The sequence below is a fragment of the Synechococcus sp. 1G10 genome (assembly GCF_002252625.1).
Taxonomy (GTDB): domain Bacteria; phylum Cyanobacteriota; class Cyanobacteriia; order PCC-6307; family Cyanobiaceae; genus Regnicoccus_A.
Genome location: NZ_NQKW01000037.1, coordinates 1 through 14,760 on the forward strand (window position 1 = coordinate 1; position 14,760 = coordinate 14,760).

General features: G+C 64.8%; 14 protein-coding genes, 1 tRNA gene and 1 pseudogene. 6 read left to right on the forward strand and 10 right to left on the reverse strand.

The window, feature by feature from the left end; genetic code table 11:
- On the reverse strand, positions 1-199 hold a 199-nt coding region (locus tag CJZ82_RS19205; protein WP_304442176.1), incomplete at its 3' end, for a sigma-70 factor domain-containing protein.
- 114 nt (positions 200-313) lie between these two features.
- Positions 314-1,741, reverse strand: a complete 1,428-nt coding sequence (mgtE, locus tag CJZ82_RS16740) for a magnesium transporter (protein WP_198949827.1) — start codon at positions 1,739-1,741, stop codon at positions 314-316.
- Positions 1,742-1,833: 92 nt separating this feature from the next.
- Here mgtE and CJZ82_RS16745 point away from each other — a divergent pair, with 92 nt between their 5' ends.
- Positions 1,834-2,313 (forward strand): glutathione peroxidase, encoded by a 480-nt coding sequence (locus CJZ82_RS16745; RefSeq protein ID WP_094556886.1) that lies wholly within the window; start codon positions 1,834-1,836, stop codon positions 2,311-2,313.
- On the opposite strand, the gene CJZ82_RS16750 is transcribed toward CJZ82_RS16745, so the two are convergent.
- Genes CJZ82_RS16750 through gyrB form a run of 4 tightly spaced genes read right to left on the reverse strand, consistent with a single transcriptional unit; the run spans position 2,279 to position 5,422 of the window.
- Positions 2,279-2,773, reverse strand: a complete 495-nt coding sequence (locus tag CJZ82_RS16750) for a CrcB family protein (RefSeq protein WP_094556887.1) — start codon at positions 2,771-2,773, stop codon at positions 2,279-2,281. The genes CJZ82_RS16745 and CJZ82_RS16750 overlap by 35 nt on opposite strands.
- Positions 2,770-3,150: a CrcB family protein gene (locus tag CJZ82_RS16755; protein WP_369820113.1), complete on the reverse strand. Its 381-nt coding sequence runs from the start codon at positions 3,148-3,150 to the stop codon at positions 2,770-2,772. The genes CJZ82_RS16750 and CJZ82_RS16755 overlap by 4 nt, the downstream gene beginning before the upstream one ends.
- A complete protein-coding gene (locus CJZ82_RS16760; protein WP_094556889.1) occupies positions 3,135-3,464 on the reverse strand; it encodes a hypothetical protein in 330 nt (109 codons plus the stop codon). Before CJZ82_RS16760 ends, CJZ82_RS16755 begins: the two co-directional genes overlap by 16 nt.
- Positions 3,464-5,422, reverse strand: coding sequence for a DNA topoisomerase (ATP-hydrolyzing) subunit B (gene gyrB, locus CJZ82_RS16765; RefSeq protein ID WP_094556890.1), 1,959 nt, complete (start codon positions 5,420-5,422; stop codon positions 3,464-3,466). Before gyrB ends, CJZ82_RS16760 begins: the two co-directional genes overlap by 1 nt.
- A 195-nt stretch (positions 5,423-5,617) precedes the next feature.
- Between gyrB and miaA the strand changes: the two genes are divergently transcribed.
- On the forward strand, positions 5,618-6,514 hold the full coding sequence (miaA, locus tag CJZ82_RS16770; RefSeq protein ID WP_094556891.1) for a tRNA (adenosine(37)-N6)-dimethylallyltransferase MiaA: 897 nt from the start codon (positions 5,618-5,620) through the stop codon (positions 6,512-6,514).
- 53 nt (positions 6,515-6,567) lie between these two features.
- Positions 6,568-7,224, forward strand: coding sequence for a translation initiation factor IF-3 (gene infC / locus CJZ82_RS16775; RefSeq protein ID WP_094556892.1), 657 nt, complete (start codon positions 6,568-6,570; stop codon positions 7,222-7,224).
- A 7-nt stretch (positions 7,225-7,231) separates the two neighbouring features.
- Here the strand turns inward: infC and CJZ82_RS16780 are convergent, their stop codons facing one another.
- Positions 7,232-7,978 (reverse strand): dienelactone hydrolase family protein, encoded by a 747-nt coding sequence (locus tag CJZ82_RS16780; RefSeq protein ID WP_094556893.1) that lies wholly within the window; start codon positions 7,976-7,978, stop codon positions 7,232-7,234.
- Positions 7,979-8,121: 143 nt separating this feature from the next.
- Between CJZ82_RS16780 and CJZ82_RS16785 the strand changes: the two genes are divergently transcribed.
- Together CJZ82_RS16785 and cysE are read left to right on the forward strand one after the other, a co-directional pair.
- Positions 8,122-9,150, forward strand: a complete 1,029-nt coding sequence (locus CJZ82_RS16785; protein ID WP_094556894.1) for a GntR family transcriptional regulator — start codon at positions 8,122-8,124, stop codon at positions 9,148-9,150.
- A gap of 47 nt (positions 9,151-9,197) precedes the next feature.
- Entirely contained in the window at positions 9,198-9,947 is a 750-nt protein-coding gene (cysE, locus tag CJZ82_RS16790; RefSeq protein ID WP_094556897.1) for a serine O-acetyltransferase, read from the forward strand.
- A 31-nt stretch (positions 9,948-9,978) separates the two neighbouring features.
- On the opposite strand, the gene secA is transcribed toward cysE, so the two are convergent.
- Positions 9,979-12,831, reverse strand: coding sequence for a preprotein translocase subunit SecA (gene secA / locus CJZ82_RS16795; RefSeq protein ID WP_094556898.1), 2,853 nt, complete (start codon positions 12,829-12,831; stop codon positions 9,979-9,981).
- Between the two features lie 255 nt (positions 12,832-13,086).
- Here secA and CJZ82_RS16800 point away from each other — a divergent pair, with 255 nt between their 5' ends.
- A complete protein-coding gene (locus tag CJZ82_RS16800; RefSeq protein WP_094556895.1) occupies positions 13,087-13,566 on the forward strand; it encodes a GNAT family N-acetyltransferase in 480 nt (159 codons plus the stop codon).
- Here the strand turns inward: CJZ82_RS16800 and CJZ82_RS16805 are convergent.
- Positions 13,566-13,637: transfer RNA gene (locus CJZ82_RS16805), tRNA-Gly, on the reverse strand. The two genes, CJZ82_RS16800 and CJZ82_RS16805, sit on opposite strands and share 1 nt — an antisense overlap.
- Positions 13,638-13,776: 139 nt before the next feature.
- Positions 13,777-13,986, reverse strand: a pseudogene (locus CJZ82_RS16810) (transposase); the annotation flags it as partial.
- Positions 13,987-14,760: the final 774 nt, after the last annotated feature.

Below are 14,760 nucleotides of genomic sequence, written 5' to 3' on the forward strand. Positions count from 1 at the left end.
TCAGGTCCTGCACCTGACGACCCAGGGTGATCTCCTGCTCATGGGTCAGCAGCGGCACGCGGCCGATGTCGCGCAGGTAGGAGCGCACCAGGTCGCCATCGACCGGCGGGAGAGTGCGAACTGCAATGGGGGCCTGGCGTGCTTCGACCTCGGGAGCCGCCTGGAGGGCGGCTGGACGGGTGGAGAGGGCGGTGACCACGACGAGGGACTTCTGACGATGTGTGAAGCCTAACCTAAAGAAGTGTGAAGGTCCTCTCAGGAAAGGCTTGGGTTCCGCAGGCCCAGCCCGTTCGCCCGCTGCGGCCCAGATCGCTCAGGCCGGCAGTCCCACGTGGTTGAGCAGCCAGGACGCCGTTTTCAGATAAATCAGTACCCCGGCCACGTCGGTGGCGGTGGTGATGAACGGCGCCGACATCAGGGCCGGATCCAGGCCCAACCGGTCAAACAGCAGCGGCAACGAGGCGCCGGCAGTGGCCGCCAGGGTGGTGATGCAGACCAGGCTGATGCCGGCGGCTGTGGCCACCAGGATCCCGCCCCCCACCTGCCAGGCCCAGGGCACCACCACGATCACCAGCAGCAGACCAAGCAGCAATCCTGAGAGCGCCTCCCGCCCCACCGTGCGCCCCACCCCCAGGGCCTGGATGCGCTGGGTGCTCAGGCCGCGAATCACCACCGTGGAGCTCTGGGCACCCACGTTGCCGCCGGTGCCGATCAGCAGCGGGATGAAGGCCGCCAGCCGCACCACCTCCTTGAGCACCCCTTCCTCTGAAGCGATCACCGCCGAGGTTCCGGTATTGGCAACGAGCAGCACCAGCAGCCACACCACCCGGCGGCGAGCCACTGTGAACAGGTTGCTCTGGAAGTAGTCGTCCTCATCACCGGCTTGCACGGCGCCGGCGGCGTAGAGGTCGCGGGTGGCCTCCTGCTGGATCACGTCGATCACGTCGTCGACGGTGACGATCCCCACCAGGCGCTGCTCCAGATCCACCACCGGCACGGCCAGAAAGTCGTAGCGCTGGATGATGCGGGCCACCTCCTCCTGATCGGCCGTGGTGGTCACGTTGACCACCTCCTTTGTCATCACATCGCCGATGCGATCCTCCGGATCGGCCATGACCAGATCGCGCAGCGACAGGATGCCGGTGAGATGGCGGGAGGCGTCGGTTACGTAGAGGCTGTAGACGGTTTCGGTGTCGCGGGCGCGGCGACGGACGATGTCGAGGGCCTGGGCGGCGCTGTGGAACTCCTTGAGATCGATGAATTCGGTCGTCATCAGACGGCCGGCGGTTTCGGGCTGATAGCCCAGCAACTGGGCGGTGACGCGCCGCTCGGCCGGGCTCAGCTCCACCAGCAGCCGGCGCACCACCTTGGCGGGCAACTCATCGAACAGCCGCACCCGATCATCGGGCGACATCTGCTCCACCAGCTCCAGCACCTCACCGGAGCGAAGCCGCTCCAGCAGCAATTGCTGCACCGGCGGATCGAGGTACTCATAAACCTCGATTGCCTCGTCCTTGGCTAGCAGGCGGAACGCAAGGGCCTGCAAGGTCTGCGGCAGGGCGCCGATCGCCTCGGCGCAGTCGACCGGCTGGACCGGCTCCAGCAGCAGCTTGACGCCGGCGTAATTGCCAGCGGTGAGCAGCGCCTCCAACTGCCGCGCCACCACTTCGGCCACGGGCAGCCGGCCATTGCTGACCACCCCTGCGGAGGTGGCGCCACTGCCGCTGGTTCCCTCGCTCATCGGCCTGAAGGATCGCGGCAATCCGAGTGTATGGGCGAAGGCCCATCACAGCGACATCGCCCGCCTAGGGTCCAGCCAACTGAGGATTTTTCATGGCTGTCAATGTGTCGGATGTGGTGGTGCGCAGCGCCAGCGGCGCGGAGAAAACTCTGGGTGACTACAGCGGCTCCGTGCTGCTGATCGTGAACGTGGCCAGCCGTTGCGGCTTCACCCGCCAGTACGCCGGACTGCAGAAGCTGCAGGACAGCTACGGACCCGGTGGTCTCAAGGTGCTGGGTTTTCCCTGCAACGACTTCGGTGCCCAGGAACCCGGCACGCTGGCCGAGATTCAGCAGTTCTGCTCCACCACCTACGGCGCCAGCTTCGAGCTGTTCGACAAGGTGCACGCCAAGGGCACCAAGACCGCTCCCTATGACGTGCTCACCACCGTGGAGCCGGCCGGCGATGTGGAGTGGAACTTCGAGAAATTCCTGGTGGGCAAGGACGGCACCGTGGTGGGCCGGTTCAAGAGCGCCGTGGCCCCCGACGCCGCCGAGCTCACGTCCGCGATCGAGGCGGCCCTGGCGGCCTGAGCGAGGCACCCCGCCGGCGGCGGTGCCAGTGGCGCAGGCGCGGCAGGAGCCAGAGGCTCAGCCCGTATCCCAGCGCCGCCGCAGTCAGACCCAGCACAAGGCTGAGGGCGGCCTGACCCAGGGCCGCCCAGCCATCCCCACGCCGCTGCAACTCCACCAGGTCCAGCATCCAGGAGCTGAAGGTGGTGAGCGAGCCGCAGAAACCGATCCCCAGCAGGAGCAGCAGCGGAGTGCGCCAGGGGATCGGGCCCGCCAGGACTCCCAGCAGCAGCGACCCGGCCAGATTCACCAACAGGTGAGCAGCGGCCGTGCCGTCCATGCCACCGCCCAGCCCTGGGGCCAGTCGGACTCCTGCCTGCCAGCGCAACAGGGCACCGGGGATAGCGCCGGCACCCACCAGCGCCAGTTCCCGGAGTTCGAAGCGCAGCCGACGCCCCCGCAGCGGATCCGGGCCGCTCATCGGCCCCCCAGCCGCAGTCCCAGATCCAGCGCCAGCGCCCCCGCCAGCACCGATCCCACCGCCAGCACGAGCGCCTCACGGCGGTGGCCCCGCTGCACGGTCTGAAGCACCTCCACCATCAGGGTGGAAAAGGTGCTGAGGCTGCCCAGGAAGCCGGTGGCCAGCAGCAGCGGCAAGCCGTTACCAGCCAGGCCGCAGCGGCGGTCCAGGGCCACCAGCAGCCCAAGGGCGAACGAGGCGGACAGGTTCACCAAAAAAGTGGCCCAGTGCCTGCGGGGCAGAAGAGGTTCGAAATGGTTCACCAGCCTCAGCCGCAGCCAGCTGCCGGGCACTGCCCCGCACGCCACCAGCAGGGCATCCCTCACCCGGGAAGCCAGCCGCGGCAGGGACCAGCACCAGCACCGTGGAGGCTGGTCTGGGTCTGCACCTGCAGCCAGCGACGGCCGTCCGGCTCACTCCAGCTGCGCAGCAGCCGCAGCGGTTCGCCCCGCTCCAGGCGGATCAGGCAGGGGGCCCGGTGATGGGGAGAGCAACGCAAGGACAGGTCGGCTGCCAAAAGCCCATCGGCCAACAGGGGCTCCTGACCCTGGCGACGGCGCAACTCGGGGGTCCGTCGTTCGCCGCCCCCGGCAGGCAGGGCGGCCGGGGCGATCAGAGCGAAGCCGAGAAGCCAGATCCAGCGCCAGTCCATCAGATGTCGAGCTGGGCGAAATCGAGTTCGGCGCTGTGGGTTTCGATGAATTCGCGGCGAGGGGCCACTTTGTCGCCCATCAGAATCGTGAAGATGCGATCGGCCTCGGCGGCGTCTTCAATTTCCACCCGTTTCATCGTGCGGGTGGTGGGGTCCATCGTGGTTTCCCACAATTGCTTGGGCATCATCTCGCCGAGGCCCTTGAAGCGCTGGATCGTGTAATTCGCCTTCTCACCGAAACCCTCGAGAGTTTTCCTGAGATCCTGCTCGTTATAGCAATAGGTGTGATTCTTGCCGCGCTCCACCTTGTAGAGCGGCGGGCAGGCGATGTAGATATAGCCGCCTTCCAGCAACGTTTTCTGATAGCGATAGAAGAAGGTGAGCAATAGCGTCCGGATATGTGCGCCATCCACATCCGCGTCGGTCATGATCACGATGCGGTGATAGCGAAGCGCCGAAAGGTTGAACTCCTCGCCCTTGATCCCCAGTCCAAGGCCCGTGATCAGGGCCTGAATCTCAGTGTTTTTATAGATCTTGGCGTCGTCGGTTTTCTCGATGTTGAGGATCTTGCCGCGCAAGGGCAGGATCGCCTGGAAGCGCCGATCACGCCCCTGCTTGGCGGAGCCTCCAGCCGAATCACCCTCCACGATGTAGATCTCCGATTCGGAGGGATCGCGGGAGCTGCAGTCAGCCAGCTTGCCGGGCAGGGTGGAACTCTCCAGAACCGACTTGCGTCGCACCAACTCCCGGGCGCGGCGGGCCGCTTCAGCCGCATTGAAGGCCTGGATGGCCTTCTCGAGGATCAGGTCGATCACCTGGGGATGGAATTCGAGGAATTCCCCGAGGGCCTCACCAACCACTGAATCGACGATGCCACGCACCTCGGTGTTGCCGAGTTTGGTCTTGGTCTGACCTTCGAACTCGGGATCCGGCACCTTCACCGAAAGCACGGCCGTGAGGCCTTCGCGGATGTTCTCACCAGCGAGATTGGAATCAGCGTCCTTGCGCTTGCCCCGCTTCTTGGCAAAGGTGTTGAGGGTGCGGGTGAGCACCGTTTTCAGGCCCTCGATGTGGGTGCCTCCGTCGACGGTGCGGATGTTGTTGGCGAAACCGAGAATGCTGTCGGAGTAAGCGTCCACGCACCACTGCAGAGCCGCTTCCACCTGCACGCCATCCTTGGATGCGTTGACATAGATGATGTCGGGATGGAGCGGATCCTTGCCCGCATTCATGTAAGTGACGTACTCGCGGATGCCGCCTTCGTAGTGGTAGACCTCCTCATGGGGTGCGCCATCGGCGCCCTTGGCCGCCTCGCGTTCGTCGCGGAAGACGATGCGGACTCCGCCGTTGAGATACGCCAGCTCGCGCAACCGGCCTGAGAGGGTGGCGTAATCGAACTCGATCCCGCCGCTGAAGATTTCCAGGTCGGGCTTGAAGCGCACCGCCGTGCCCGTGGCACCACTGGAGTCATCCTCGGAGCGCAGGCTGCCGATCGGCGCACCGCGCTCGAAGCGCTGCCGGTGCACCTGGCCCTGGCGGCGCACGGTGACCTCCACCCACTCACTGAGGGCATTGACCACGGAGATGCCCACCCCGTGCAGGCCGCCGGACACCTTGTAGCCGCCACTGCCGAACTTGCCGCCGGCGTGCAGAACGGTCAGCACTGTTTCCAGGGCCGACTTGCCGGTGCGGGGATGGATGTCGGTCGGGATGCCGCGGCCGTTGTCGGTGATCTCGGCGGAGCCGTCCTCACAGAGGCGCACCAGGATGGCGTCGCAGTGGCCTGCGAGAGCCTCGTCGACGGAGTTGTCGACCACCTCATAGACAAGGTGATGCAGGCCCCTCGGCCCCGTGGTGCCGATGTACATGCCCGGGCGCTTGCGCACCGGCTCGAGGCCCTCGAGCACCTGGATCTGCTCGGCGCCGTAGGCATGTTGGATCTTGGAAGCGTCGCTCATTCCGGGGGGCACACCTGGCGGACGGCGAAGTCCATGGGAGAAGATAAACGGCCGGGCAATTGAAAGTGGGCTTGACGGGCGAAATACACGCCTGAACCCTTGCCGGAGGTCTGCAGTTTACCACCGAAGGCTCACAGCCGCCCTCAGGGGCCTCTGGCGGCCCATTCGAGCCAGGGGTGCACCCCCCAGGATTCCATGCCCCAGCCGCCCCTGTTGATCGCCCTGATGGGACCCACCGCCAGCGGCAAGACCGCCCTGGCGATCGAGCTCGCTGAAGCCCTGGATCTGGCCGTGCTCTCGGTCGACTCCCGCCAGCTGTATCGCGGCATGAGCATCGGCACCGCCAAACCGAACGCCCAGCAGCGCGCCCGGGTGCGCCATCTCCTGCTCGACCTGCGGGACCCCGACCAGCCGATCAACCTGAAGGAGTTCTGCAGCGCCGCCAGGGAAGCCATCGCCGCCGAGCACCGCCGCCGGGGCGTGGCCTTCCTAGTAGGCGGCAGTGGCCTCTACCTGCGGGCTCTCACCCAGGGACTCCAACCTCCGGCGGTGCCGCCCCAGCCCGCCCTGCGGGCCCAACTGCAGGAGCTCGGTCAGCCCTTCTGCCACCAGCTCCTGAGCCAGGCCGATCCCCTCTCCGCCGGCCGGATCGCCCCCGCCGACGCCGTGCGAACGCAACGGGCACTGGAGGTGATTTACGCCACCGGCCGGCCCTACGCCAGCCAGCCAAGCGCCTGCCCGCCGCCGTGGCGGCTGCTGGAGCTGGGCCTGAATCCCCCTGATCTGCGCGAGCGCATCGGCTTACGCAGCCAGCAGCTCTACAGCGATGGACTGGTGGCGGAAACCGAAGCACTCATCCACCGCTACGGGGCCGAGCTGCCCCTGCTGGACACCATCGGCTACGGCGAAGCCCGCTCGCTGCTGGCCGGAGAGCTGAAGGAAGCGGACGCTATCTCCCTCACCACCCGGCGCACGCTCCAGTACGCCAAACGGCAACGCACCTGGTTCCGCCGTCAGCATCAGCCCATGTGGCTGGAGGGCGACGATCCGCTCCAGCAGGCATTGCGGGCGGTGCAGCGCGTCCTAGGGTAACCATCTGGTTCCACCAGTTCCACGAGACCACTGCCGGTCCCTCGCCTCTCTGAATGCCACCTCGTCCCCGTTTCGATCGCCGCGCCCCAGTCCGGGAGCTCCCCAACATCAACGACCGGATCAGCTACCCCCAGCTCAGGGTGGTTGATGCCGACGGCAGCCAGCTCGGGGTGATCACCAGGGAAGAGGCCCTGGATGTGGCCAAGGACCGCGACCTCGACCTGGTGCTGGTCAGCGAGAAGGCCGACCCACCGGTCTGCCGGATCATGGACTACGGCAAGTTCAAGTTCGAGCAGGAAAAGAAGGCCAAGGAGGCCAAGAAGAAGTCGCATCAGACCGAAGTCAAGGAGGTCAAGATGCGCTACAAGATTGATTCGCACGACTACCAGGTGCGCATCGGTCAGGCGGTGCGCTTCCTCAAGGACGGTGACAAGGTCAAGTGCACGGTGATCTTTCGGGGCCGGGAGATCCAGCACACGGCCCTCGCCGAGCTGCTGCTGTTCCGCATGGCCAAGGATCTCGAGGAGAGCGCCGAGATCCAGCAGGATCCCAAGCGGGAAGGCCGGAACATGATCATGTTCTTGACCCCGCGCAAGACGCCGCTCACCAAGGAGAAGGATGCCGCCGCCCAGGCCGCCAAGGCCGTGCGCACCATCCCCTCCCCTGTCCGGCAGCTCGGCAACGCCGAACCGGCACCCAGCGAAGCCTGATCCGGCCTCAGCCCGTCTCAAGCTCGCCGGCGAAGAGCTCCAGCATGTGGCGCCAGCCCTCGGCCGCCTCGCCGCTGCTGTAATCGGAGCGCTGCTCGCACATGTAGCCATGGCCGGCCTCGGCCAGCTCCAGACGCAGGCGCTGACCGCTGGGATCCGCTGCCGCCAGAGCCGCCGCGATCGCCTCCACATCAGCAGGGGGAATCAGTGGATCCAGCCGTCCACAGAAGAAAGTCAGGGCACCAGCCACATTCGGTAGCACCTCCAGAGTGGGGGCTCCACCGCCCGGCCGGCCGCTGACCACCCCGGCGCCATAGAAGGCGGCGGTGGCTCTGACCGCCGGCAGGCTGGCGGCCAGCAGGGCCGCATGACCGCCAAAGCAGAAGCCCACGCAGCCCAGTCCCGGGCTGCCAGGCAGCCGCTGCTGCAGCCATGTGGCGGCCGCCTGGAGATCCCCCAGCAGCTGATCGGTGCGGACCCTGTCCTTGTGGGCGCGCCCGATCGCCAGCTCAGCGGCGCTGTAGCCCAGGTCGAGATCCGGGGCGGTGCGGGCCATCAGCGGCACCACCAGCGCCGCATAGCCCTGCTGCGCCAGCCGCGCCGCCGTGCTGCGCAGCCAGCTGTTGATGCCGAACACCTCCGGCAGCACCAGCACCCCACCCCGGGGGGTCGTCGCCGCAGGCTCCCACCAGCAGCGCAGGGGGCAGGGGTGGAGTGCCTCGGGGGATGGTTCGATCCTGATCCACTCGGCCATGACAGGAGATGGGTACGGGAGGCGCTGCGGGATGGCGGCCCGTGTGACGGCAGCAACCGGCACAGGCTCGTATGCCACAGGGGGAATTGTCACCGGCGCAGAAGCTCCGTAGGGTGGCGCAACCCGTACTGGTTTCCTCCGGCGTGCGATTCCACATCCAGCAGGAAAGCGATATCCCGGCGTCGACCCAGCTCTACAACCAGATCTGCTTTGCGATCGCCGCCCGGCACTACCCGCCGGGCCATCGTCTGCCGAGTACGCGGCAGCTGGCCATGCAGACCGGCCTGCACCGCAACACGATCAGCAAGGTCTACCGCCAGCTGGAGAACGACGGCGTCGTGGAGGCGATGGCGGGCTCGGGCATCTACGTGCGCGACCAGCAGAAGCCCCGGGAGCTCAAAGTGCCTCCGGGCCTGCGCAACCGCCTGCGCCCCGACATCGACCGGGAGGTGCGCCAGTGTGTCGACGGGCTGCTCAACGCGGGCTGCACCCTGCAGCAGGCCCGGGAACTGCTCACCCGCGAGATCGACTGGCGCCTGCGCTGTGGCGCCCGGGTGCTGGTCTCCACCCCGCGCGAAGACATCGGCGCCTCGATGCTGATCGCCGAGGAACTGGAGCCTGTCCTGGAGGTACCTGTGGAAGTGGTGCCGATGGAAGAGCTCGAAGCTGTGCTGGAGAGCTCCAGCAACGGCACGGTGGTCACCAGCCGCTACTTCCTCCAGACCGTGGAGGAGGTGGCCCAGCGCTTCGGGGTGAGAGCCGTGGCCGTCGACCTCAACGACTTCCGCCACGAGCTCGACCTGCTCAAGGAGCTGCGGGCCGGCAGCTGCGTGGGCCTGGTGAGCATCAGCCCCGGCATCCTGCGGGCCGCTGAGGTGATCCTGCACAGTCTGCGCGGCAATGAGTTGCTGGTGATGACGGCCAACCCCGATGTGGGCAGCCGCCTGCTGGCCCTGCTGAGGGCCGCCAGCCACGTGCTCTGCGATCGCCCCAGCCTGCCCCTGGTGGAGCAGACCCTGCGCCAGAACCGCGCCCAGCTGATGCGCCTGCCCCAGGTCCATTGCGCCCAGAGCTATCTGGGGGCCGCCACCATCGACCTGCTGCGCAAGGAAATCGGCCTGATCGGCCCCCGCGACAGCCGCCTCGAAAGCGAAGCCGCTCAGGCAGGATGAAGCACGCACTGCTCTGACGTTGGCCCTTGGGTTCTGTGATCCGGCGAATCCTGAACCCTGTTCTGGCAGATCTTCGGATCATCAGGGAGCGGGACCCGGCCGCTCGCGGCACCCTCGAGATCCTGCTCTGCTATCCCGGCTTCCAGGCCCTGGTGCTGCACCGCCTCAGCCACCGCCTCTGGAACCTGAACGTGCCGCTGCTGCCGCGCCTGCTCTCCCAGCTGGGTCGTCTGTTCACCGGCGTTGAGATCCATCCCGGCGCCACCATCGGCAACGGGGTGTTCATCGACCACGGCATGGGAGTGGTGATCGGCGAAACGGCCGAGATCGGTGATCGCTGCCTGCTCTACCAGGGGGTGACCCTGGGCGGAACCGGCAAGGTACACGGCAAGCGCCACCCCACCCTGGCGGAGAACGTGGTGGTAGGGGCCGGCGCCAATGTGCTCGGAGCCATCACGGTGGGCACCAACACCCGCATCGGCGCCGGCTCTGTGGTGCTGCGGGACGTGGGGCCCGACAGCACCGTGGTGGGCGTCCCCGGCCGTGTGATTCACCAATCTGGAGTACGCATTGACCCCCTGGCCCATTCCCAGCTGCCCGACGCCGAAGCCAACGTGATCCGCAACCTGATGGAGCGCATCAACGTGCTCGAGAATCAGATCATGAATCTGCAGAGCTGCCTGCGGGAGGTGGCGGCGGGCCGCCCCTTGCAGGAAGCCTGCGGAGGCCGGGCCCAGAGCCTCAAGGACCGGGAGATTATGGAGTTTCTGGGCGAACGGCCCGGTGGAAGCGACTGAGACAGCTTGGCCACTCGGTGCGGAGTCCTCGTCAGCCGGTGGTGGCCACCGCCTCGGCGCTTTCCAACCGTGGCTGGAACATGAACATCGAGTAGATCACGTTGCGACGCATTGAGGTCATCATGTCCAAAAACATGTCGTAGCCCTCGTTCTTGTATTCGATCAGGGGATCTTTCTGGCCGTAGCCACGCAAACCCACGGATTCGCGCAAGGCATCCATCGCCTGGAGATGCTCCCGCCAAAGGGTATCAATCTGCTGAAGGATGAAGAAGCGCTCTGCCTCCCGCATCAGACCAGGGCGCGACTGCTCAATCTGGCTCTCCTTTAGGTCGTAGGCATTACGGAGTTGCTCGCGCAGGAAGGCCTTGAGTTCATCTGTGTTGAGGCCGGCGAGCTGCTCGGGCGTGAGATCCTCGAGCAAATAGACAAATTCCTTCACCTTGTCCACCAACTGAGCCAGATCCCATTCTTCGGGGGGGAGATCGGGATTCACATAGGCCTCGACGATGTCGGACATGGTGCGCTCGCCATAGCCGATCACCTGCAGCTTGAGTTCACGCCCCTCAAGCACGCGCCGCCTCTCGGCATAAACGGCCTTGCGTTGGTTGTTCATCACCTCGTCGTACTCGAACACCTGCTTGCGGATGTCGTAGTAGTAAGTTTCCACTTTCTTCTGGGCCCCTTCCAGGGACCGGGTCAGCATGCCGGATTCGATTGGCATGTCTTCCTCCACGCGGAAAGCATTCATCAATCCGGCCACGCGTTCGCCACCGAAGATACGCAGTAGGTTGTCTTCCAGCGAGAGGAAGAAACGGGTGCTACCGGGGTCACCCTGACGGCCGGCGCGACCACGCAGTTGGTTGTCGACCCGGCGTGACTCATGGCGCTCGGTGCCGATCACATGCAAGCCGCCTGCCTGGCGCACCTGCTCTTCTTCCTGCTTCACCACCGCGTCGTACTCGCAGCGCACACGGGCAATCATGCGGCGCAACTGCTGGATCTGGGGATCTTCGGCGGGCGCCTTCTCGGCCGCCTGGGCAATTCGATCCTCCAGCTCCAGAACGGTCAGCTCTCGATCGCCCCAGGCCTTGACCAGTTCCCGGGCAAGTTCGCCAAGCTCATGGTCCGTCTCGTCTCTGAGGGCACAGGGGTAGAGGGCACCAATGGCACGGGATTCACTTGGGGGCAGCAGAGGGTTGGTTGCCGCCGATTCCGGGCCGAAGCCAGCCGCGGAGGGCTGGCGTTGCTGCATCGGCACGGGGGGCTGATGCCCATCCTCTGGACGGACCAAACGCGGCAGCAGCACCTCGCGCAACTTGAGGCGTGCCATGTAATCAGAGTTGCCGCCCAGAATGATGTCGGTGCCACGGCCGGCCATGTTTGTGGCGATGGTGACGGCGCCGGCCCTGCCGGCCTGGGCAATGATCTCGGCCTCCCGCTCCACATTCTCGGGCTTTGCGTTGAGCAGATTGTGGGGGACGCCCTGCTCGGCCAGCAGGCCCGAGAGCAATTCCGACTTCTCGACGCTGGTGGTCCCCACCAGCACCGGCCTGGAAGCCCCGTGAATCTCGGCGGTTTCGGCCGCCACGGCGCGCCATTTGGCGGTTTCGTTCTTATAGACCTGATCCACCATGTCCTGGCGGGAACGGGGCCGGTTGGTGGGCACCACCGTGACTTCGAGTTTGTAGGTTTTCTCGAACTCCACTTCCTCGGTCTTGGCTGTGCCGGTCATACCGGCCAGGCGGGGGTAGAGCAGGAAGAAATTCTGGTATGTGATGCTGGCCAGAGTCTGGGTTTCCGGCTGGATCGGCAGATTCTCCTTGGCCTCGATCGCCTGGTGCTGGCCATCACTCCAACGGCGGCCTGGCATCACCCGACCAGTGAACTCATCGACGATGACGGCATCGCCGCCGCGCACAATATAATTCACATCTTTGACGAAAAGCTCCTTGGCCTTGAGGGCATTGGTGATGTAGTGAGCCCAGGGATCAGCAGGATCAAACAAATCGAGCACATCGAGAAGTTGCTCCGCCTTGGTATAGCCCTCGTCGGTGAGGGTAACATTGCGTTGCTTCTCATCGACCTCATAATCTCCCTCCGGATCAATGCCGTCTTTGGCCATGCCTTCTGCCCGCTCCAGGGCTGCGGCAATCTCCGCCGCCCGCATGTACTTCTCCTGGGGGCGCTCCACCTGGCCTGAAATGATCAGAGGCGTGCGCGCCTCATCCACGAGGATGGAGTCGACTTCGTCAATGATGCAGTAGTGAAACTGGCGCTGCACCACCTCCTCGATATCGTTCGCCATGTTGTCGCGCAGGTAGTCGAACCCGAGCTCACTGTTGGTGGCGTAGGTGATGTCACAGGCGTAATTTCGGCGCCGATCGGGCGGGGCCATGTCCTGCTGGATCAGGCCCACCGAGAGACCCAGAAAGCGATGCACCTGGCCCATCCACTCGGCGTCACGACGGGCCAGATAGTCGTTGACGGTCACCACGTGAACGCCGGCGCCGGTGAGGGCGTTGAGGTAAGCCGGCAGGGTGGCCACGAGGGTCTTGCCTTCGCCCGTCTTCATCTCGGCGATCTGGCCCTCGTGCAGCACCATGCCACCGATCAGCTGCACATCAAAGTGACGCATGCCGAGCACCCGCTTGCCGGCTTCACGCACCACCGCAAAGGCCTCTGGCAGCAGCTCATCCAGCAGCTGGCGCTGGATGGCCGGGGACGGGGCCTTCTCCAGCCGCTGACGGAATTCGGCAGTCTTGCCCCGCAACTGCTCGTCGCTGAGGGGGGCGATCTCCTCCTCCAGCAGATTGATATCCGAAACAATCGGCTGGTAGCGCTTCAGCTTGCGCGCATTGGGATCACCAAGCAGCAGCTTGAGCATGGAGGAATCCAGCCGAATCATTCAGCTTACCACCGCCTCCCTCTCCCTCAGTGAAGCAAATGGAAGTTGTGCCAAGGCTTTTCAGGGATTGATGCAAGAGCGCAGCCAGGGCCCGGAGGGGAGACCAACCTTTCCATTGAAGGACACTTCCATAGGCTGCAGGTCCGACTCCGACGGACCGACAACCTGTTGACATCGCCATGCCCACCTCCTGCCGAGAACGATGACCGGCGGGGACGCAGTGATCCAGGCGGGTTGCGACTGATCCGACATCGCCCGGGGGCCCTTGGCCTGCAGCTGGGGCTTGGACCTGGAAGTACCACGCTTGGAGCGCTCAGAAAACTGAAACGACTGCTGGATGAAGACAGCTTCTGGGCTCAGGGGCGCAGCCACCAGCAGCTGCGTAAGATGCTCAGCAACAGCGAAGCAGTGGTCACCGCCTGGAAAAGACAACCCGGCGAGCTGGGTAGGGCGAAGGAACTAGTTGGATTCGGGAGGGCTACTAGCGACGGACTGTTCCGAGCGGTGCTGTGGGACGTGGTTGTGGCAAGCAGTCACCGGGGACAGGGGATCGGCCGTGTCGTAGTGAACGCCTTATTAGAGACCCCAGCCCTGATAAAAGTCGAACGAGTATACCTGATGACCACACGAGGTCAGAGGTTCTACCGTCAGCTTGGGTTCAGGGACGTGGGCAGCCAACACCTTCTGATGCTGGACCAAGATCGAAAAAATTAAGCGGATGAAGAGATTCGAACTCTCGACCCTCTCCTTGGCAAGGAGATGCTCTACCACTGAGCTACATCCGCGTAAAATCAATTTACCCTGAATTCCCCTCCGTTAAGCGAGCTGTGATTTGAGCATGCACCATGGAGGGCCCTCTGGTCAATTCTTTCCGGAAGAGGCAAGGCTGAGCAGGCAGCTCCTCCAGCGAGTGGATGGTCGGCGCTCGTCCTGCTCCAGCAGCACAGCCCCCACCAGGTGGGCAATCGAGGCGTCATTCGGGAAGATGCCGACCACCCGGGTGCGGCGTTTGATCTCCTCATTGAGGCGCTCGAGCAGGTTGGTGCTCCAAGTCTTTTTCCAGTGTTGAGGGGGGAAGTGACGGAAGGCGAGCACATCTTCCCGGGCGTGCAGCAAGAGTTCAGCAGCCTTGGGGAAGTGCTAAATCAGGCAGCCGAGAGCCGGTCGGTGCGCAGCTCCCGCGGCACGCCGCCGCTTGCGGAGAAGGCTGGCTGCAGACCCTATGGCACAGAAGCCAGCCGAGGCGCCCCAAGCCCAAGACCCGAACAGGCAAACGCTCCAGGCCCGATCCGTTCGAGCCGGATGTGGCACTCATTGAGCAGTGGCTGGGAGCCGAGCCTTTGATCAGGGCCAAAACTCTGCTGGAGCGGCTGATCCAACACAACCCAGGGCGCTACGGGGAATGCCACCTACGCACCCTTCAACGGCGTCTGCGCGGTTACCGGCTGCAGCGGATCGAGCGGGAGATGGAGCAGATGCTGGATGCCAAAGTCAGGGCTCAAGAAGAGGCAGAAGCAGAAGAGACAGCAGTGCGGCACCTATCAGGAAACGTACCAGTACCCCTGAGCACGCCCTCGCGTCCGAAACACCCATGGCCAAGTCCAAAGGCCGTTGCCAAACTGGTCATGGGGAAGACAGGCCATGACCGATGACAACTTTGGAGACTTGTTCCCGAAAGGAAACGTGGTCTGGGTTCTCACAGCGCTCCCTGCCCTGGCGACGACACTTCTGGAGAAATCCCGAGTGCTGATCCCGATTAGGAAACTGTTCATTCTTTAGCGCAGAACCTGCCTGGCTTCCCTCCTCAGACCCAGGGCCGACTGAAAGTCAGGCACAAGGGTCGTTGTGCGGCCAAGCTGGGCCTGGTTTTATCGGGACTGCTCTTGTCCTTTGGCCCATCTTGCTGCC